The sequence below is a fragment of the Devosia sp. LjRoot3 genome (assembly GCF_964252865.1).
Taxonomy (GTDB): Bacteria; Pseudomonadota; Alphaproteobacteria; order Rhizobiales; family Devosiaceae; genus Devosia.
In genome coordinates this window covers 360,443-378,998 of record NZ_CAXUPK020000005.1, presented here as the reverse complement: position 1 = coordinate 378,998, position 18,556 = coordinate 360,443, and the positions used below count along the sequence as shown (strand labels likewise).

Genomic DNA, 18,556 nt, shown 5'->3' with positions numbered 1-18,556 from the left:
TGCGGCGCCTTTTTCATTCCGGCGGTAATTCCCGTGCGCGGAACTCGAACAGTTCGCGGAATGCACCAGGCACAAGCAGCGACAGCGGGTTGATCTGGAACTGCGGATTATCCAGCGGCCCACGCACCGCAAAGGTGACCCCGACCAGCCCCTCGCCATCGCGACCGCCGAGCAGTGGCCCGAGCAGCGGGATTTGCTGGAAGGCGTTGTTGAGGCCAAAGAGCGGCACATAGGTGCCGGTCAGGTCATAGGTGCGGTTGTTGGTATAGATGTACCCGCGCATGGTGCCGCCCACCGTATCGCCGGAGAGAACGCCGCGGGTCACCTCCACGCGATCGCTGCGGCGGATGAAGTCGGCCTCGGCAGCATCGAAATCGAGCCGGTTGCTGCGAGCGATGGCGGCGCGGGAATCCGAGTGATTGCCGAGAATCTGCGCGACATTGGCTTCATCGACGATGGCAAAATTGCGCATCAGCAATCGCCCGCCCTCGGCATCGGCATTGCGATCGGTGGTCAGCACCAGGCTGCCGCTGCCACCGGCAAGCTGGGAATAGACACCGACGAAACGGAGCAGCGTTCCGGCATCGTTGAACGCGACCGAGAGCGTGCGACCGTTGGGTGCCGGATTGGTCGTGACGGACAGGCCATTGCCCTCGCCAAATTGCGCCGAGACCGTCGCGCTTCTGAGGTCGGACCCGCGTAGGGCGAGGTTCAGATCGACGTTGAATGCCGTGGTTGCATAAAAGCCGATGGCGCGATCGAGTTGCACGTCGAGATTGATCGCCTGGTTGATCTGCGTGGTCTGCACCCCGCCGCTGCCTTCACCCAGACTGAAGAAGCGGCTGAGCAAGGGTTTCAGATCAAGCTGCGCCCCGCGGATTTGCACGTCAAAGCCGTTGCCATTGGGTTTGAGGCTCAGTTGCGCGCTGTCGCCGGAACTGAGGGCGACCTTGTCGAACTCGGCCAGCACGAGGCCGTCGGTCGCGTGATAGTCTATCTTGCCTGAGAGTTGCACCGCGCCGAAGCCGAGGCTGATATCGGTGAGATGCGTCACCTCGCCGTCCATTTTCACGGTGGCGGTCAGACTGCCCGGCGAGCCCGCCGCTTTGCTGATGCCCAGATCCTTGATCGTGAGCCCCGCATCGAGGAGGTCGACGGACATCTTCATCGTCCCGTCCGCGGCCGGCTCGGCCACAAAACGCACCTTGCCCGACAGGAACTGCGAGGCATCGAAGCCGAGCTTGGCGAGATCGGCTACCGCAACGGTTGAGCCGAGCTGGAAAACCGGCGCGGTCGTCGGCGTGCCTGTGACCGCGAGGTCTGCCGCCATGCCGTCGATTTCGGCAGTGCCGCCGAGCTGGTAGCTGTCCTGCGTTGCCGAAAAGGTCAGCTGGCCGTTGCCGATCGTGCGGTCCTGGATTGGCGCGCTGCTGGCGAAATCGGTGACGGTGCCGTTCGCCGCGTAGTCGATATCCATCTCCTTGCCCGTCTCCTCCGCGGGCAGGCCGATGGTGGCGACGAGGCCAAGGTCGATATTGCCGGTGATGGCGGTCAGGTCGACGGGCAGCTCGATCTGGTCCAGCGCTTCGGGTTGAAGTTGCTCGGCCAGCGACAGCAAGGCCGGGATCGGCGCGCCAAGGCTGCCCGAGACTTCGAAAATGCTCTCTTCGGGGTTGGAGGTTTCGAAGATCATGGCCGGACGCCGGACGGCGATAGTGCCTTCGTCGGTGTCGATATTGCCGCCATCGGCAGAGATCGTCGTCTTGGTGCCGGTGACCTGCAAGCGCGTCAAGCCATCGAGAGCAATCGGGTCCATCGCCTCGGTCGCGCGGATAACGACATCGTCGCCGACGATGTTGATGTCCATGGCGTCCTTCGGCATGGCCTTGGCGGTGCCGTCGATCGACAGCGTGCCGACGGGAAAATCGAACTCCAGCCGCCCTTCGACCACGTGGCCGCCGGTCACATTGGCTACAAACCAGTCGCGGCTGTCCCCGCCCATGAAATAGGGCCATATGCGCTTCACGTCGTCGGCCGTAACACCTTTGCCGGCCACGGTCATGTCGACGCCAAAGCCGGTCTGCAGCATATCCATGCGCCCGGTCGTCTCGATGACGGCGTCGCCCTTCTTGGCGACGAACCGGTCGATGCCGACCGCCCCATAGAGCGGCGCGGACCAGCCGGAAAAATCCATCGTGTCGAACGGCTGCTCAGGCGCGGCCATGTCATTGGGGTGCAGCGCCACATCGGTGGCGCGGATCGAAATGCCGATGGTCGGGCCATAGGTCTCGTCGAGGCCCATGGCGAAAATGCCGGAAAGACGCGCTTTGCTCTGGCCGATCTGGATGGCGGAATCGGCAAGCCGGAATTGCCCGAGCTCAGGTTTCCAGGCGATCTCCATGATCGAACTGGCGACCGGGAAATAATCCTTGCCGATGCGCAGGTCGATACCGGTCAGGTCGATACGGAATATGCCATCGACCAGCTTACCCCCGGCCGGCTCAAAACCGATGTCGATAGAGAGTGCGCCCGTGCCGCGCATCGCGGCCATGCTGGTCGCATCGTCGATGAAAGGCAGCATGGCGGCAAAGTCGATATTGATGGCATCGACCTTGAGCCGCGAGGTGCCGTCTTCCTCGACCACGCGGTCGATGGTGCCGGTTACCGTGCGTCCGCCGATCCTCGCCGAGAATTCACCCGTCGTTTGCCGCCCATCGGCCGAGGGGCCAACTTCAAGCTCGACATCATCAAACCTTCGATAAAGGCCGTAGACGGAATCGGTCATGTCTATGGTGGCATCGCGGACGACGAGCTTGGAAAAGCGCCCCTGCTCCGTCATTTCGACGAAATCGTCGATCGCCACTTCCATGGCTTCGAGATTGTAGACCAGCCAGTCATTGTCCGAGCGCAGCTTGGTGCCGTCGGTACCCAGGTTCAGCCCCTCGGCGCCGATACCGACCGGCGAATAGGCCTGTTCACCCTCCAGCACGCGCAGCGTCGGCACGCCGCCTTCGGGGTCTTCGACAATTTCCATGCGCGCCAGGCGCGGGCCATGCAGATCCTGAACGAGCTGCAGGTGCGGTCCCACCACGGTGATCGAGGCGCCAGGCTGGCCCATCAGCGCCCGCAGCGGTGAAAAGCCGACCTCCAGCGCCTCCATGGCAATCCGCGAACCGGAAAGCGTGTCGGTTAGCACAACAGGCGAAAACTGTACGACCGGCCAGAAGCCATTCTCTACGGCAATGGCCAGATCGCCCATTTCGAGTTTCGATGTGGGCGGCAGCATGGATTGCACGAAGCCGCGCGTCGCATCGCCTGAAAACGGCAGGCGGATCGGGGTGATGAGGAGAACGAGATAGAGAACCAGCAGAATGGCTGCCGGAACGCCAAACACCCAGCCGAGAATTCGCCGTTTCCGGCGTCGTGGCGCAACAGGCGGCGGTGATGGCGCGGGCTGATCTGCCGAAATTGTCACTCGCTCACGTCTATCCAGATCAAGGTCACCCGAAGGTGTATTGAGATTCAAATGACGACGGCCAGCAATCGCAGTTAATTGGCTCGCCCCGAAATGTACCTCAACACATCTTAAGCAGTGCTAATTCGTCACAGAATCATTCGCCCGCGTGGCTGCAATGCCCAATGATACCGGCTGGATTGTGGCGCTGACACCCTCTAATGCTTTGCTTCCAAAGGCGAGTCGATCATGACGCATTTGAAACCGGGCGACCCTGCCCCAGACTTCACCCTGCCCCGTGACGACGGCAGCAGCTTCACCCTATCCGCCCAGCGCGGCAAGCGGGTGGTGATCTACTTCTATCCGGAAGACGATTCCGGTGGCTGCACCGACGAAAACATCGAGTTTTCGGACCTTTCGCCTGAATTTGCCGCGCATGGCGCCGTGCTGGTCGGCATTTCGCCCGACGAGATACCGAGCCATCAGAAATTCCGCGCCAAATATGGGCTAAAGGTCCCGCTGGCCGCCGACCCCGACCATCTCGCCATCGAGGGCTTTGGGCTCTGGCAGCTCAAGAAGCTCTATGGCCGCGAATTCATGGGGCTGATCCGCACCAGCTTTATCATCGGCGTCGATGGCAAGGTTGAGCGCGTCATCAGGGCCACACGCATCAAGGGCCACGCTGCCAAGATGCTTGCCGCACTTGAGGAACTCGACCCGGCTAAGTGAAGCCACTGACGACTTTCGGATTTTCTTAACCACGCTCGCTCATAGTCTGCTTACCATAAGTGTTCGCAGCGTGAGGAAAGCAAGGTGGTCACCAAGGCCGGGTTCGCAGACCGCAAGCGCCAGGGCAAGCCGCCGATGCGGGGTATTCATCCCGGCATTTTCTACGGCATGTTCGCCCTGCTCTTTGCCGGCAATGTCTTTGCAGGCACCGCCCTCTACCTCTCACCCGATATTGCCCGCCTTCTCAATGGCCGCACCGAAGAAGTGATCGGCGCCTATGAGGACCGGATCGCGCAGATGCGCGTCGAGATCGACCGCCTGCACTCGCGCAGTTTTGCCCAGACCGGCGACATCAACCTGCAATTGCAGGAACTGTCCCAGCAGCAGGAAATGCTGCTTGAGCAGCATCAGCTCGTAAAGGTCCTGGTCGAAAAGGCTGATTCTCTTGGCATTGCCGCCGCCGACCTGCCTCTAGGTGATGTCACCAGCACTGCGTCCCTGGCCAGCATGACAAGCAATCCCGATGTCGACGCCACGGCCATCAGCCTTGAGCGCATGATGGGTGAAACGCAAATGGCGATGCACGGTATCGCCGCCGTCGCCTCCACGCGCGCCGACGAAATCGCAACGGAAATGCGCCAGCTGGGCATTCCCTTCGCCCTGCCCGAGACAGACGCCAACGCCGTGGGTGGCCCCTTGCTGCCGGCGACGGATGAACTCAACGGCACGCCCATGCTCGACGACGCCAATGCTGTCATGTCGGCCCTGCTGCGCTACAAGGCGGCGCGCGAAAGCCTCGACACTGCGCCGGTTCACATGCCGATCACAGGCAATTTCCGGCAGAGCTCCAATTTCGGCAATCGCAAGGACCCGTTCACGGGGTCTCGTGCCTTCCACTCAGGCATGGATTTTGCTGCGCCGAGCGGCACGACGGTGATGAGCGCTGCGGCCGGCGTCGTGACCTATGTGGGCACAAAGTCGGGCTATGGCATGGTGGTGGAAGTGACGCACGACAATGGTCTCGTCACCCGCTACGCGCATTTGAGCGGCTATCTGGCCCGCGAAGGTCAGGCGGTGAACACAGGCACGCCGATCGCCAAGGTGGGGTCAACCGGCCGCTCGACTGGGCCGCATCTGCACTTTGAAATCCGCAAGTCAGACGAGGCGATCAATCCCAAGGCGTTTTTGGACGCGGGGAAGCGGCTGGGTGCGGTGATCAGGTAACTTCGCCGTTCGAGTTTGCCGCTCCACCCCCACCCTGCCTCCCCCATCAAGGGGGAGGTGAAGGGATTGAGTGTCTGGCAAGATAGTGCCCCAAACTCGATATGACACCTCCCCCTTGATGGGGGAGGCCGGGAGGGGGTGTTGGCGAGCGCCGTGCTGGCTTAGTCTGCCGCGACGTCCGTAGCCACGCCGACGCGCTGGGCCAATGCGGCTTCCATGAACTCGTCGAGATCGCCATCGAGCACGACAGAAGGCTGGCCGCTTTCGACGCCGGTCCGCAGATCCTTCACCATCTGATATGGCTGCAGGACATAGGAACGGATCTGGTGGCCCCAGCCGATATCGGTCTTGTTGGCCGCCTGGGCGTTCGCCGCTTCTTCGCGCTTCTGCAATTCCATCTCGTAGAGGCGGGATTTCAGCATGGCCATGGCCGTCGCGCGGTTCTTGTGCTGGCTGCGTTCCTGTTGGCACGCCACGATGATGCCCGAGGGCACGTGGGTGATGCGGATGGCCGAGTCCGTGGTGTTCACGTGCTGGCCGCCAGCGCCCGAGGCGCGATAGGTATCGACCTTGAGGTCGGCTTCGCGGATTTCGATCTCGATGGAATCATCGACCACCGGATAGACCCAGCAGCTCGAAAAGCTGGTGTGGCGACGCGCGGCCGAGTCATAGGGGCTGATGCGGACGAGGCGATGCACGCCGCTTTCGGTCTTGAGCCAGCCATAGGCATTGTGGCCCTTGATCTGGATGGTCGCGGACTTGATGCCGGCTTCTTCGCCGTCGTGCATTTCCAGCACGTCGACCTTGAACTTACGACGCTCGGCCCAGCGGGTGTACATGCGCAAAAGCATGTTGGCCCAATCCTGGCTCTCGGTGCCACCGGCGCCGGAATGGATTTCGACATAGCAGTCGTTGGAATCGACTTCGCCGGAGAGCAGCGTTTCGATCTGCTGGCGGCGGGCAGCCTGCTTGAGTTCAAGCAGTGCGTTTTCCGCATCGCGCACGATATCGGCATCGCCCTCGGCTTCGCCAAGTTCGATCAGTTCGATATTGTCGGAAATGCCGGATTCAAACTCGCGCACGGCTTTGACCGCAACGTCGAGTTCGTCGCGCTCGCGCATGGTGACGCGGGCCTTTTCCGGATCGTTCCAGAATTCGGGAGATTCAGTTTGCGCCGTTAGCGCATCGAGACGGAGTTGTGCAGTATCCCAGTCAAAGATGCCTCCTCAGCAGGGTCAAAACCTGCTCGATTTCGGCAACGGCCTTTTCAATTTCCGCGCGCATTAAAGTTCCTTTCGAAAGTGCGCCCCGTTTAGCGGAGCGACGCCCGGGGATCAACCTTTGCGTCAGCGGCGGCCGAGCTTGGCGAAACGCCGAATGGCTGCCTCACGCTTCAGCCGCGAGATTTTCGTGAGAAAGAACACGCCATTGACCTGGTCGATCTCGTGCTGGGCGACACGTGCCGGAAAGCCCGAAAGGGCGAGTTCCTGCCCCTGCCCCGCCGCATCGTCGAAGGCGATCACTGCTGAGTGGGCGCGCAGCACATCGACCTCGATGCCTGGCATGGAGACGGAGCCTTCCGGGCCAGTTTCCTGCGGTCCGTCGGTGGAAACCACGCGCGGATTGTAGAGCAGCCGGTAGTCGCGCGTTGAGGGATCGCCAAGGCTCACCACAGCGACCGGCGCTACGACGCCGATGTGAACGGCGGCAAGGCCATAGGCCCTCGCCTCCTCCGCCGCAGCCAATAGGCGTCGGCCGATATCGAGCAGACCGGCGTCCACATGCCGGGCGGAAGCCGTCTCGTTGAGCCTGGTATCAGGATAGAAAATGAAGGGGTTTGTCTCAGTCAAATCAGCATCCTCGGGGCGGCCATCTTGCATGTTATGGCCTTGGCTGGTAGGTCCAATTCCGGCTGGTCTCGTAGCTCAGCAGGATAGAGCACCGGATTCCTAATCCGGGGGTCATGGGTTCGAATCCCGTCGAGATCACCAGTTCTGCCGGCCCCTATTGGGCCCGCGATTCTCCCGCGCACTGCCAGTTTTACAGCGATCTCAAGCGCTTGCGCATGCGTAACAGGGCATTAACCAAAACCCATCACGCTCGCTTCTGGTTACGCTTGAAGTGGAGAGCACCATGCAGGACGAAATCCAGCGCCGCGCCTATCATCTCTGGGAGGCCGATGGTTGTCCCGAAGGCCAGGACCAGAACTACTGGTTCAAGGCCGTGGCGGAAATTGCCGCCGACGCAGCCAAGACCATCAAGCCGGCGCGCAAACGCGCAGCACCGCGCGCCAAGAAGATCGCAGCTTGAACGCCGTCAGGTTGTCCGGACGGAAATAGCCGCAGGAGTGGTCAACCGCCGCTCCTGCATTGCCTGGCTACCAGATACGTGGCCAGTAGACGTCATCGGCATAGTCGGCGGGGATCGGCGAAAGCCGGCCAATCGCCTGGGCGGCATACTCGATCTGCATGGCAAGGTGGCGAATATTGTCGGGCACCGGTGTTCCGGTGACGAATTCGCGAACACGCCATTCCTCGATCTTGAGCGACTTGAGACGGCGGCGAGCTTCCCGCTGCACATCTTCGATGTCCGCGGAAGGCCGCGACATGACCCTTTCGGGCACCGCTTCCGTCCACTCCCGTGACCCATTGATGACTGCGAACCGCACGATACGCCTGCCTTCCCGCTCCCCAAACGCCGGGAGCATGGTTCAATATGTCATCATTCCGTTACATAAGCGGTAACGACCAGTACTTGAGCGGTATGGCTGCCATGCTAGTTTGAAGCATGACCATTCTGTACCTCATGGCTGCAAAAGCCGAATTCGGCCCTCATCTGGCCGCCCGTATCCAACCCGTCATGATCGGCATCGGCCCGGTCGAGGCTGCGATTTCAACTACCAGAGCGCTCATGGAACGGCGCGACAGCCTGCCAAAGCTAGTCGTCTGCCTCGGCTCAGGCGGATCCAACCGGCTGGAACAACTTGGGGTCTATCAGGCCATCTCCGTGTCCTATCGCGACATGGATGCCTCGGCCCTGGGTTTTCCGCGTGGCGTGACGCCCCTCACGGACTTGCCGCCGACCCTTGATCTGGTGCCAGCAATCGCCGGCCTCGTGCCCGCCACGCTTTCGACAGGCGGCAATGTGGTGACGGGCGCGGCCTATGACGCCGTGGCGGAAGACATGGTCGATATGGAGACGTTTGCCGTCAAGCGCGCCTGCCAGGCTTTTGGCGTGCCGTTGCTTGGCCTGCGCGGCATTTCCGACGGCGCGGAAACGGTCAGCCGCATCGAGGACTGGACGCAATATCTGCACATCGTCGACGAGCGGCTTGCCGAGGCCGTCGACCTCGTCGAATCCGCCTATACCGCGGGAGAAATCGACCTCAGGCCTTAGGCGTATTCTTGCGGTCCCTGCGCTTGCGCTGCCAGGTGGTCCAGTAGCGGCTGCCGCGCAGGATCGCCAGGTTCACCGGGCTCTGCAGGAAAATCAGGTCAACCGCCAGCAGCAGCAGGCCGAGCGGCAACATCCAGATGCCCAGGACCGGCAAAAAGCTGAAAATGCCGCCGAGCACCAGCAGGATGCCCAGCGGAATGCGCACCCAGCGGGCTTCCGGGCGGCGTAGGCGCGCCAGCCAATTGCCCGCCATGCTTGGAATCTTGCGCTCGAGCTTGTCGAACAGTCGATTGAGGCGTTGTGCGTGCTTGCTCATGTCGAAACCATCCGGCTCCCTAGCGTTCGGCCCGTTGTCGCGGGGTCGAAGTCATTGATTGTGTACGGAACTTGTGTCCGGCGAATGGCGTTGCGCCCGTAACCAGGGAGTAAACCATGCATCTTGAAGATTTGTTCACGACCCGCCGCCGCCGTCACGATCCGCTCGACGTCCTCGCCGACCAGATCAACGAACTGCGCCGCCAGACGAGACATATCAGCCGCACCCTGTCGCACAATGCCGGCGATGTCGCAGGCGATCTCGGTGACACGCTCTCGGGCTGGAGCCACGACGCGGCCCGTCAGGGCGCCTGGCTTGCGGGCGTTGCCAGCCGCAAGGCGGTTCAGGGCGCCCGCGCCGTTCAGCGCGATCCCGTGCCCATCATCGCGGTGCTCGGAACGGCTGTTTTGCTGGCCAGTCTCATCGCTCGTAGGCGCTAGCAATCTCTTAACCTTCCTTCTGAGGTTTTCTTTAAGGCTGTCGGCGCATTTTCGGACCAAGCCGCAACTCGGCAACACTCCGGAGATGCACCGTGGCTCAACTTGCCCGCCTCGCCCTCAAAATCTCGGCTCTCGCCGTTGTCGCCACCAGCCTTGCCGGCTGCAGTTTCCTTGGCATCAATTTCGGCATGGCGCAGCTGAGCGACAAGGAATGCCTGATGCGGGCCATGTATTTCGAATCCAACCGCTCCAGCTCCGATGGCATGCTCGCCGTTGGCACTGTGGTGATGAACCGCCTTTCCGACTCCCGCTATCCCAAGTCTGTCTGCGGCGTCGTCGGCCAGAAAAACCAGTTCGCTCAGGGCGTACTCACCAAGCCGATGACCGATAGCGGTGCCGTCCTGGCTTCGCAGGTGGCCGATCAGGTCCTGCGCGGCGCCCGCCATCCGGGTGTCCAGAATGCCCAGCATTTCCATACGGCAGGCCTGCGCTTCCCCTACGACAACATGTTCTATGTGCTCGAAGCCGGCGGCAACGAATTTTACGAGAAGCGAACCCGCTAGAAGTCACCGCCAATATCGAAGTCGCTACCACCCCAGTCACCGCCACCATCGTCGAGGCCGGGATCTTCTGGTGCCGGCTCGGGCGGTACTTCGGGCTCGGCTGCATTGGCGTCGCCCGTGAACAGGCCCGCAAGAACGCTGCCGAGCAGTAGCCCGCCGGTTACCCCAAGCGCCGTCTGCGCGGCTCCGGCAAGGAAGCCACCGCCACCGGTCGACCGGCGCCGGTCGTACTGCTCTCCGTCTTCAGCACTCTGGCCCCACGGACCGCGCTGGGCTGCGCGCGTAGGCGCCGGGCGGTCATTGCCAAAGATGCCGCCCAGAAATCCGCCCTGGTTCTGTCGCGCTTCTGCAGCCTCGATGCGCTGCTGTGCTTCGCGCAAAGCCGCTTCCTGCACGATAACGGTCTGAGCCATGTAGTAGGCCGCAGCCGGGTTTTCGGAGAGACGCTGGCGAATGAGGCGTTCAGCGTCCGCGTCGCGCGGAGCGCTGTTGCGCTCGACATTGTGCAGCCGCTCGAACAGATCATCGATGGCGCGTTCGTCTTCGGGTCTGATCATGATGGTCTCCCTCGTCTGCGATTGGACATGGGAAGACTTTCGCCGCGATGCAATGGCGCAAGGCCATGGTCACACGGATTTCACTGCGGCTCGGGTTCGTCCGGCTTCCAGCCGCTGGCCTGGCTTTGCCGCAGCACAAAGCCGATCACGGCAGCTACCGCCTCGTAAAGCTCCACTGGAATGCTGTCGTCCACTTCGACATGGCTCAGCGCCTCCGCCAATACGGGATTGGCCTCGATGACAATGTCGTTTTCGCTCGCTATGGCCAGAATCTGCTCGGCAATCATTCCCCTGCCCTTGGCGACGATGCGGGGTGCCTGATCGGTCGCCTTGTCATATTGCAGCGCCACGGCCAGCGGCGTCACCTTCGGCTCGTCCGTCATCGCGTCGCATCCACGAAGTGGCCGGACGCTGCCGGGGCATGCACCTCGCCGGGCGCCCCGTGGCGAACGACGAGCGCACCGGGCCTGAGGCCGACGGATTCAAGGCTCGCGCGCAATTCCTCGATATTCTCCGAAAAGGCCTTGGCCGTTTCGTCCCGATCGGCCCAGAGCATGATCCCGGTCGTCTGTCCGCGCAGCGAGACCTGCGCGCCGACTTCTCCCAGGTCGGGAAGATTGACCGCGAAGCGGACCTGCCAACCTCGATCCTCGGGGCGATTGGCATCGCCCCCGCCATCGTGGTGGATTTGCAGCTGCAGCACGGCCTGATGCTGGCCGACCGCAATGGGCAGGTCCATGTTCCATTGGCTTTCGCTGCCCCGCTGCGCCTCGGGCAATGACGCGTGCTGGTGCAGGCGCAGACGCGACAGGGCGCCTTCGGTGCGCTCGAGCAGCAATCGCCCGAGATCTTCCGCGTCATCTGGCAAGTCCATCTGTGGCACTTCGGGCAGCTTCGCCCGCGGCAACACATGCCGCAGAGGCGGCGGTATCTGCGAAATCTGTGAGATCTGTGGCTGGCTGCCGAGCCACTGGGCGAGCCCCTGCCGCATGGCCAGCAGCCCCGACTTGGTATCGGCACCGGCGGCTGCCGGAGAGCCCTGTGCCAGCATGGCCTCTTGGAAAATGCCGGAACTGCGCAGGGCCGACTTCAGCGCGCCGGCATCGATCTTGCCATCTCGCGCCGTCAACTGGTTGCCGAGAATTTGCCGCGCCGCCTTCAGCACCGGTTCGGGCAAGCCGGACCGGCCAATGGAAGCCGCAAGCAGGCCGGTGAGGGCGCCAATGCTGCCCTGGCCTGGCAAAGCCTGTTGCACCATCTGTGCCAAGGCTGCGGCCTGAGGCCCCGGCAGTGAGCCTTGCACAGGGGCCGTGGTCGGCGACGAGCCGGTCGGATTGGAGCCAAGCCCGGCCATGCCATAGGGTGTCGCACCCTGGCGCTGGAGTGCGGGGCCCGACGGCGGCACCGTTGCAGCAGGCGGAGCGATGATCGGACCGCCGGCCTGCGTCGATGGCGCGGGCGCAGCGCTTGACGCAGCTACTGGCGCGGCGATGCCTGCGGCCAGCCCTGTGGCCCCCACCAGTGGTGCAGCACCTGCGGCAGCCCCAGCCACTCCCGCGGGCGGCCCGTAAGTGAGCGGGCCTTGCGGGATTGCTGGGCGTTGCGAAATCTCGACGCTGGTCGCAGGAGATTGCTGCGGCACGACGGAGGACGGTGGCCGACTGTCGATCAGCGCCAGTCGCAAATGCCCTTCGCCCTGCTGCACGCCCAGCGTCAGCAAGGAACCGACCGGCAAAGTGCTGGGCAAAGTGAGCGACATCGCCTGCCGGCCAACCTGGACCAGGGTTGCTCCACCCTGTCCCGGGCCAAGCACCCGTCCTTCGACCGTTTGCCCCGGCGCCAATGCAAGCGCCCGCAGCATCGAACGGGCCTCAGCCTGCGATACAACGGGAAAATGCGAGACAATCGTCATGCACAGAGCGTCCCGGCCGCGTCATGCGGCCAGAATCGATCCTATGGGTGATTCCTGAAAATGTGGAGAGCTACCGAAAAACCGGCGATCAATCCTTGCGAACGTCTTTGTATTCCATCGTCGCCGGCTTGCCGCGGAAGGTGACCCAGAAGAAATTCAGCGTATAGGTCCCCGCGGTCCGGAACACGCCTTCCTTTTCGAGGCGACGGCCCGAAGTCTTCATCTTGAGCGCATAGGTCCACTTGACCCCGCCGAGGCGCGACAGGCGCACGGCCACGTCGGTATCTTCGCCGAAGAATTCGATAGAACGATCATAGCCGCCCACGTCTACCCAAGCCTGGCGCTTGAAGACGAAATTGCCGCCCTGCACAACCGAGCCGACGCGCAGAACGAAGCGGTTGAGCAGGTAAATGAGATAGGTCAGGCCATAAAAGGCCGAGATCAGCGCCCGATTATGCGGCGCCATGTCGTAATAGATATAGGGGCCACTGAGGCAGACGAGCTTGGAATCCTTGGAGAATTCCTGCATCACCGTCGTCAGCCAGCCTTCCGGCACAATGGTATCGCTATCGATATTGGCGATCAGGTCATAGCCTTCGCTGGCGGCAAAGCCGGCATCGCGGGCGTTGACCAGGCCCTTCTTGGGCTCATCCACCACGCGCACGCCGGCAAAGCTGCGGGCAATCTCCCCAGTGCGATCGGTGGAAGCGTTGTTGACCACGATCACCTCGGCCGGCACGCCGGAGCGCTTGATTTCGGCCAGCACCGATTCAATGCACTTTCCGACCAGCGCCTCTTCGTTATAGGCGGGGATGACGAATGCCAGCTTCATTGGTTTCCTTCTGCCGGGTCGGCCGACGCTTGGGTGGCGCTGCTCATAGCGCGACATGCACGCGCGAGCAACCTTCAGCCCCCGTTCAGGCTGGATGGCTAAGTTTCCAACAGGTTCGCCGATTGCTATAGTGAGCTATAGCGGGAAGTCCCGGCGTGTTTGAAAGTTGTTCCGGCGTGGAGAACGTCATGCGTCGACTTGTCTTGAATGCAGCCGTTCTCTTTTGCAGCGGCCTCATGTTTGCCAGTGCTGCTCATTCGGCGGAAGGTCGCGCTGTCGGCGTTGATCCAGATGCCGTTGCGCGCTTCTCCGGAACCGACCGGATACTTGCCGTTGGAGCCGATATTTCGCTGGGCGAACAGGTGGTTACCGGTCCTTCGGGACAGGTCCAGATCGTCTTTTCCGACCAGACGCGGCTCGTGGTTGGCCCCGGTAGTGCCCTCACGATCGAGTCCTACCTCTTCAACGGCAATACTGCCGACAAATTCGCCATCAATGCGCTGGCCGGCAGTTTTCGGTTCATTTCAGGCCACAGCCCGAAATCGGCCTATTCGATCAATACGCCAACGGCCTCCATTGCCGTGCGCGGCACCAAATTCGATTTCAATGTGAGCCGCCGCCGCACCGATCTGATGCTCTACGAAGGCGCGGTGCTGCTCTGCTCGGTCTCCGGCCAATGCCAGGAACTGATCGCCCGCTGCGATCTCGGCACCGTCGATGCCAGCGTGGCCGCCTTGATCAGGCATCCCGATCCCACCCACCCGCAAATGAGCGCAGCTTTCCGCTACGCCCGCTTCCAGACCCCGCTCCTGAGCGCATTCCGCGTCAGCGGTGCCGGCAAATGCGCGGAACCGCCAGCGGCAGAAGGCGTGCCCGGCTCGCTCTCGCCCTCGAACGGCGGATCAAATGTTTCGCGCACCCCTCCCACGCGCTTCCAGAACTAGGCGTCGCATTGCAAGGTAACAGGCTCTGAGCGCACCCAAACCGGAAACGACCGATCCATCGGCCCAGCCACGCTGGCTGGCGCGGCTGCGCAGGCGGCTGCGCCTGCTCTATCATTCCCAGGCGCCATTCGCCCTGCGCTTCCAGGCGGCGGTGCTGATCGTTGACCTGGCGATCATCGCCTTTTTCATCGCCAGCCCGCTGCTGAAGGGGCGCGATTACTTCCTCTGGATCGACTATTCGATCGCAGCCATCGTGTTCATCGAACTCGTCGCCCGCGCACTCGCCTCGACCAATATCCTGCGCTGGCTGCGCCAACTGCCTGTCATCATCGACATCTTCATCCTGATCACGCTCCTGGCGCCGACCTGGCTGTTCAACCTTGGCTTCCTGCGCATCCTGCGCCTCTGGACGATGAGCAAATCCACCATCATCTGGCGGCCACTCCACAAGCACAGGCTCGGCGCTTACAAGGAGACCATCCAGGCCGTTCTCAACCTCCTGGTTTTCGTCTTCGTGGTGACGGGCTTCGTCTATACCGCCTTCGTCAGCGAGGAATCCGGCATCGCGGGCTATGTCGACGCGCTCTATTTCACCGTCACCACCATGACCACGACCGGCTTCGGCGACATCACCCTGCCGGGCACCTTCGGCAAGCTCGTCTCCATCGCGGTCATGCTGATGGGCATCTCGCTCTTCGTGCGCCTCGCCCAGCTGATCTTCCGGCCGGCCAAGGTGCATTTCCCCTGCCCCCAATGCGGCCTCGCCAAGCATGAGCCCGACGCGGTGCACTGCAAGGCCTGCGGGCATATCCTGAACATTCCGGACGAAGGCAGTATCTAGCCTATCCCCGGATCACCGGCAGGCGCAGCCTGAAGCAGGCGCCGGGCAAGGGACTTGGCGCGAGGTCCAGGGTACCCTTCATGCGCTTGACGATCTGGCGGCTGATGGCCAGCCCGAGCCCGGCGCCAGTCTGGTCGATCGCCCCTCTTTGTCCCCGCGAGAATTTTTCGAAAATCAGCTTCCGCTCGCCCTTGCCGATGCCGGGGCCATTGTCGGCCACTTCCACGATGAAATTGCCGGACCTGAGTGCCGAACTGATCCGCACGACGGGCTCTGCCGCATCGTTATATTTCACGGCATTGGAGATGAGATTGATGAACACCTGGCAGAGGCGATCCGGGTCGCCCTCGACCATGGTGCGCCCCGCGCGGTCGCCATGATCCACCCGCATCCCCTTCTGTCGCAACAGTGCGTCGCAAACCGCAAGCGCGCGATCGAGGGCCGCATCGGCATCGACAGGCCCGCTTTGCCAGTTGCGCTCCCCGCGTTCCAGTGCCGAGAGATCGAGGATTTCATCGAGCAGTTTCGTCAGCCGCAGACTTTCCTGATGAATGGTCGAAACAAAGCGCTGGCGCTGCTTGTCGTCTAGCGCGTGACCATCGAGCAGGATTTCCGAAAAGGAGCGAATGGAGGTCATCGGCGTTCGGACTTCGTGGCTCACCTGGCTCAAAAACTCGTCCTTCTGGCTGTCGAGCTCGCGCAGTTGGGTATTCGCATCTTCGAGTTTTTGCGCCGTGAGCCGCAGCTCGGCCGAGGTCTTTTCGAGCTCCTGCGAATAGACGATGACCTGCTGCGTCTCGTCGGCCATCTGCATCATCTCTTCGAGCGAAACGTCGCTGCCGGCGACGACTTTCGAGAGCATGACATGGGCCGAGGCCGCCCCGATGGAGCCGGCCAGCTCGCGCTCCAGCCGCCCCACGAATTCCGGCGTGGGCTCGAAACCGATTGGATCGACCCCGCTATCGCGCGCAGCGGATTCGAACAGGGCGGCCGCCCGCTGCTCGCCCAGCACGCGCTCGGCGACAAAGTAGAGATCGTTCGCGGTCGCCGAACCCGGCAGGAAATTGCGCTGCGGCAGGTTGGGGCGACGGAACACATCGACAAAGGCCGTGGCTTGAATCCGCTCCAGCGCCGATGGCGAGGTGACCAGCGAGCCAAGGGTGAGCGTCAGGATATTGACCGAAAGGCTCCAGAACGCCGCATGGGCCAGCGGATCCCAGCCTTCGAGCCCGAACATGGCTTCCGGCCGCAACCAGGAAATGCCCCATGGCCCTTCCTGCAGCAGCAGCGAAACGGCAGGCGAGACGGAATCGAACGAGGGCAGGAAGCAGCACCAGGCCCAGATGACGAAGCCGAGGAAGATCGCCATCGAGACCGCCTTCAGCGAGGCGTCCTTCCAGAAAATGGCGGCCAGTAGAGCTGGGAAGAATTGCGCAATGGCGGTGAAGGAAATCAGGCCGATCGGCGCCAGCGCGTCGGAATCGCGGGTGAAGAAGAAATAGAAAAATCCCAGCGACAGGATCAGCATGATGGAGAAGCGCCGCGCCACCAGCAGCACGCGGCTCACCCCCTGCCCGTCGCCATATTGCGGGGGGCTGAAGCGCAGCACCAGCGGCATGATGATGTGGTTCGACACCATGATCGAAAGCGCGATCGACTCGAGAATGATCATCGACGTCGCCGACGAAAACCCGCCGATAAAGGCAAACAGCGCCAATCCGTTCTGCCCCGCCGCCAGCGGCAGGGTCAGCGCGAACATGTCGGGATTGGAGCCCTCTGGCATTACCGTCAGCCCATAGATGGCGATGGGCAGGATGAAGATGCTCATCAGCAGCATGTAGGCCGGAAAGGCCCAGCCGGCGATGCGCAGATGGTTCTCGTCCGAGTTCTCGACCACTGTCACCTGAAACTGGCGCGGCAGACAGACGATGGCGGCAATGGACAGCGCCAGGGTTGTCAGCCAGCGGCTGTCGAAACTGGTTGAAGTGTCCATGACGATACCCTTGGCCGCCGCCTGGCTGAAAATCCCCTCAAACCCGCCGCCGATGAAGACAACGAAGACACCCACCGCCACCAGCGCCGTCAGTTTTACGACTGCTTCGAACGCGATGGCAGCGACAACGCCATGATGCTGTTCCTTGGCGTCGACATGCCGCGTACCGAACAGGATCGTGAACAGCGCCATGCCCGCAGCTACGCCCAGCGCCAGACCAACGTCGTCGATGCCCTTCAGGCTGCCTTGCCCGAATTCGGACGAGCCAGCCACGGCCTGGATGGACGAGGTGACGGCCTTCAGCTGCAGCGCGATATAGGGCGCGATGCCGATCACGGCGATGCAGGTGACCAGCACACCCAGCCGGCTCGACTTGCCGAAGCGCGACGACAACAGGTCGGCTACCGACGTGATGCGATAGAGATGGCTGATGCGCACAAGGCGCCGAAGCAGGAAATACCAGCCGACGAAAACGATCGTCGGGCCAAGGTAAATCGTTAGGAATTCCAAGCCACTACGGGCAGCATTTCCCACGGCACCGTAAAAGGTCCAGCTGGTGCAATAGACCGATATGGATAGAGTATAGACCGCAGGAGAATTGAGCCAGGATTTCGGTTTCGCTCGCGCCCGCCGGTCGCCAAAATAGGCCAGCACGAAGAGCAGGCCGACATAGGCCACGGCGGTCGCAATGACGAAGTCGGCCGACAGCATCTAGCCTTCGCCCTCCTCGCCATTGGTCGGCCGCTCCCGCGGCACCCAACTTGTCAGCGCACCGGTCGCGACAATCAGCGCCAGCCAGACCCCGAACAGATAGAAAACGATCTGCGGCACGCCGAAGACTGTGAAATCGTGATTGAACAGGTGCACCAGCGGCGGCACGAGCAGCAGCAAGCCTGCCACCGTCAGCAGGAACATGCCGCCGACAATTTTACGCCGGTCCGGCGGCATCTTCACCCAGAAGGCTGCGCACCGCGCCCACCACCTCGGCATTCGAATAGGGTTTCGTCACAAACCCATTGGCACCCAACTCTTCGGCAATACGCCGATCCTGTTGCTGACCCTTGGCCGTCAGGATCAGCACCGGTAGATTTTCCGTGTCCGCATCGGCCCGCAGTTGTTTCAGGATGTCAAAACCACTGCGCTTGGGCAGCATGACATCGAGCACCAGCATGCGCGGCTTGAGCCGTCGCACACCTTCGAGCACCGCGTCGCCATCGGTCACCGAGCTAATACTCCATCCGGCACGCCGAAGGATGAAATCCAGCGATTCCAGAATAGACGGCTCGTCCTCGGCAATCAGGATATCAATAGCCAAATCTCCCCCCAGTGCCCGCGGTCTCCCCTCCGCAGACGCG

20 protein-coding genes and 1 tRNA gene are annotated in these 18,556 nt (G+C 62.3%); 9 read left to right on the top strand and 12 right to left on the bottom strand.

What is annotated here, in order from left to right; translation table 11 throughout:
• Positions 1-13: 13 nt before the first annotated feature.
• A complete protein-coding gene (locus tag ACSQ2A_RS19230; protein WP_436073512.1) occupies positions 14-3,394 on the bottom strand; it encodes a hypothetical protein in 3,381 nt (1,126 codons plus the stop codon).
• 309 nt (positions 3,395-3,703) lie between these two features.
• Here ACSQ2A_RS19230 and ACSQ2A_RS19225 point away from each other — a divergent pair, with 309 nt between their 5' ends.
• Complete coding sequence (locus tag ACSQ2A_RS19225) at positions 3,704-4,183, top strand: peroxiredoxin (protein ID WP_436073511.1); 480 nt, start codon at positions 3,704-3,706, stop codon at positions 4,181-4,183.
• An 84-nt stretch (positions 4,184-4,267) separates the two neighbouring features.
• The gene (locus ACSQ2A_RS19220; RefSeq protein WP_436073510.1) at positions 4,268-5,407 is read left to right on the top strand and encodes a M23 family metallopeptidase; all 1,140 of its coding nucleotides are present in this window, start codon (positions 4,268-4,270) and stop codon (positions 5,405-5,407) included.
• 161 nt (positions 5,408-5,568) lie between these two features.
• Here the strand turns inward: ACSQ2A_RS19220 and prfB are convergent.
• A protein-coding gene (gene prfB / locus ACSQ2A_RS19215) for a peptide chain release factor 2 (RefSeq protein WP_295411843.1) occupies positions 5,569-6,691 on the bottom strand; the annotation gives its coding sequence in 2 pieces (ribosomal slippage) (positions 5,569-6,621 and positions 6,623-6,691; 1,122 coding nt in all).
• A 62-nt stretch (positions 6,692-6,753) separates the two neighbouring features.
• Positions 6,754-7,257, bottom strand: a complete 504-nt coding sequence (locus ACSQ2A_RS19210) for a peptide deformylase (protein WP_436073509.1) — start codon at positions 7,255-7,257, stop codon at positions 6,754-6,756.
• 64 nt (positions 7,258-7,321) lie between these two features.
• Here ACSQ2A_RS19210 and ACSQ2A_RS19205 point away from each other — a divergent pair.
• Together ACSQ2A_RS19205 and ACSQ2A_RS19200 are read left to right on the top strand one after the other, a co-directional pair.
• Positions 7,322-7,398: transfer RNA gene (locus tag ACSQ2A_RS19205), tRNA-Arg, on the top strand.
• Positions 7,399-7,540: 142 nt separating this feature from the next.
• Positions 7,541-7,717, top strand: a complete 177-nt coding sequence (locus ACSQ2A_RS19200) for a DUF2934 domain-containing protein (protein ID WP_436073508.1) — start codon at positions 7,541-7,543, stop codon at positions 7,715-7,717.
• 67 nt (positions 7,718-7,784) lie between these two features.
• Here ACSQ2A_RS19200 and ACSQ2A_RS19195 read toward each other — a convergent pair whose 3' ends face one another.
• Positions 7,785-8,015: a hypothetical protein gene (locus ACSQ2A_RS19195; protein ID WP_436073507.1), complete on the bottom strand. Its 231-nt coding sequence runs from the start codon at positions 8,013-8,015 to the stop codon at positions 7,785-7,787.
• A gap of 179 nt (positions 8,016-8,194) precedes the next feature.
• On the opposite strand from ACSQ2A_RS19195, the gene ACSQ2A_RS19190 reads away from it, so the two are divergent.
• On the top strand, positions 8,195-8,803 hold the full coding sequence (locus ACSQ2A_RS19190) for a 5'-methylthioadenosine/S-adenosylhomocysteine nucleosidase (protein WP_436073506.1): 609 nt from the start codon (positions 8,195-8,197) through the stop codon (positions 8,801-8,803).
• Here the strand turns inward: ACSQ2A_RS19190 and ACSQ2A_RS19185 are convergent.
• Positions 8,793-9,119: a hypothetical protein gene (locus ACSQ2A_RS19185; RefSeq protein ID WP_295411838.1), complete on the bottom strand. Its 327-nt coding sequence runs from the start codon at positions 9,117-9,119 to the stop codon at positions 8,793-8,795. The genes ACSQ2A_RS19190 and ACSQ2A_RS19185 overlap by 11 nt on opposite strands.
• Before the next feature lie 116 nt (positions 9,120-9,235).
• Here ACSQ2A_RS19185 and ACSQ2A_RS19180 point away from each other — a divergent pair, with 116 nt between their 5' ends.
• Together ACSQ2A_RS19180 and ACSQ2A_RS19175 are read left to right on the top strand one after the other, a co-directional pair.
• Positions 9,236-9,559, top strand: a complete 324-nt coding sequence (locus tag ACSQ2A_RS19180) for a hypothetical protein (RefSeq protein ID WP_436073505.1) — start codon at positions 9,236-9,238, stop codon at positions 9,557-9,559.
• Positions 9,560-9,651: 92 nt separating this feature from the next.
• On the top strand, positions 9,652-10,122 hold the full coding sequence (locus tag ACSQ2A_RS19175; protein WP_295411836.1) for a cell wall hydrolase: 471 nt from the start codon (positions 9,652-9,654) through the stop codon (positions 10,120-10,122).
• Here ACSQ2A_RS19175 and ACSQ2A_RS19170 read toward each other — a convergent pair.
• The 4 genes from ACSQ2A_RS19170 to ACSQ2A_RS19155 all read right to left on the bottom strand — a co-directional run bounded on the left by ACSQ2A_RS19170 (position 10,119) and on the right by ACSQ2A_RS19155 (position 13,423).
• Positions 10,119-10,679 (bottom strand): DUF2076 domain-containing protein, encoded by a 561-nt coding sequence (locus tag ACSQ2A_RS19170; RefSeq protein WP_436073504.1) that lies wholly within the window; start codon positions 10,677-10,679, stop codon positions 10,119-10,121. The two genes, ACSQ2A_RS19175 and ACSQ2A_RS19170, sit on opposite strands and share 4 nt — an antisense overlap.
• A gap of 80 nt (positions 10,680-10,759) precedes the next feature.
• The gene (locus tag ACSQ2A_RS19165; protein WP_436073503.1) at positions 10,760-11,062 is read right to left on the bottom strand and encodes an EscU/YscU/HrcU family type III secretion system export apparatus switch protein; all 303 of its coding nucleotides are present in this window, start codon (positions 11,060-11,062) and stop codon (positions 10,760-10,762) included.
• Positions 11,059-12,591 (bottom strand): flagellar hook-length control protein FliK, encoded by a 1,533-nt coding sequence (fliK, locus tag ACSQ2A_RS19160; protein ID WP_436073502.1) that lies wholly within the window; start codon positions 12,589-12,591, stop codon positions 11,059-11,061. Before fliK ends, ACSQ2A_RS19165 begins: the two co-directional genes overlap by 4 nt.
• A gap of 88 nt (positions 12,592-12,679) precedes the next feature.
• Entirely contained in the window at positions 12,680-13,423 is a 744-nt protein-coding gene (locus tag ACSQ2A_RS19155; RefSeq protein ID WP_436073501.1) for a glycosyltransferase family 2 protein, read from the bottom strand.
• 188 nt (positions 13,424-13,611) lie between these two features.
• Here ACSQ2A_RS19155 and ACSQ2A_RS19150 point away from each other — a divergent pair, with 188 nt between their 5' ends.
• On the top strand, positions 13,612-14,367 hold the full coding sequence (locus ACSQ2A_RS19150; protein ID WP_436073500.1) for a FecR family protein: 756 nt from the start codon (positions 13,612-13,614) through the stop codon (positions 14,365-14,367).
• A 25-nt stretch (positions 14,368-14,392) separates the two neighbouring features.
• Positions 14,393-15,208 (top strand): ion channel, encoded by an 816-nt coding sequence (locus tag ACSQ2A_RS19145; RefSeq protein WP_436073598.1) that lies wholly within the window; start codon positions 14,393-14,395, stop codon positions 15,206-15,208.
• A gap of 1 nt (position 15,209) precedes the next feature.
• On the opposite strand, the gene ACSQ2A_RS19140 is transcribed toward ACSQ2A_RS19145, so the two are convergent.
• Genes ACSQ2A_RS19140 through ACSQ2A_RS19130 form a run of 3 tightly spaced genes read right to left on the bottom strand, consistent with a single transcriptional unit; the run spans position 15,210 to position 18,516 of the window.
• Complete coding sequence (locus tag ACSQ2A_RS19140; RefSeq protein WP_295411830.1) at positions 15,210-17,912, bottom strand: sensor histidine kinase; 2,703 nt, start codon at positions 17,910-17,912, stop codon at positions 15,210-15,212.
• On the bottom strand, positions 17,913-18,155 hold the full coding sequence (locus ACSQ2A_RS19135) for a hypothetical protein (protein ID WP_295411829.1): 243 nt from the start codon (positions 18,153-18,155) through the stop codon (positions 17,913-17,915). It lies immediately after the preceding gene.
• A complete protein-coding gene (locus tag ACSQ2A_RS19130) occupies positions 18,130-18,516 on the bottom strand; it encodes a response regulator transcription factor (RefSeq protein WP_436073499.1) in 387 nt (128 codons plus the stop codon). The genes ACSQ2A_RS19135 and ACSQ2A_RS19130 overlap by 26 nt, the downstream gene beginning before the upstream one ends.
• Between the last annotated feature and the right edge of the window lie 40 nt (positions 18,517-18,556).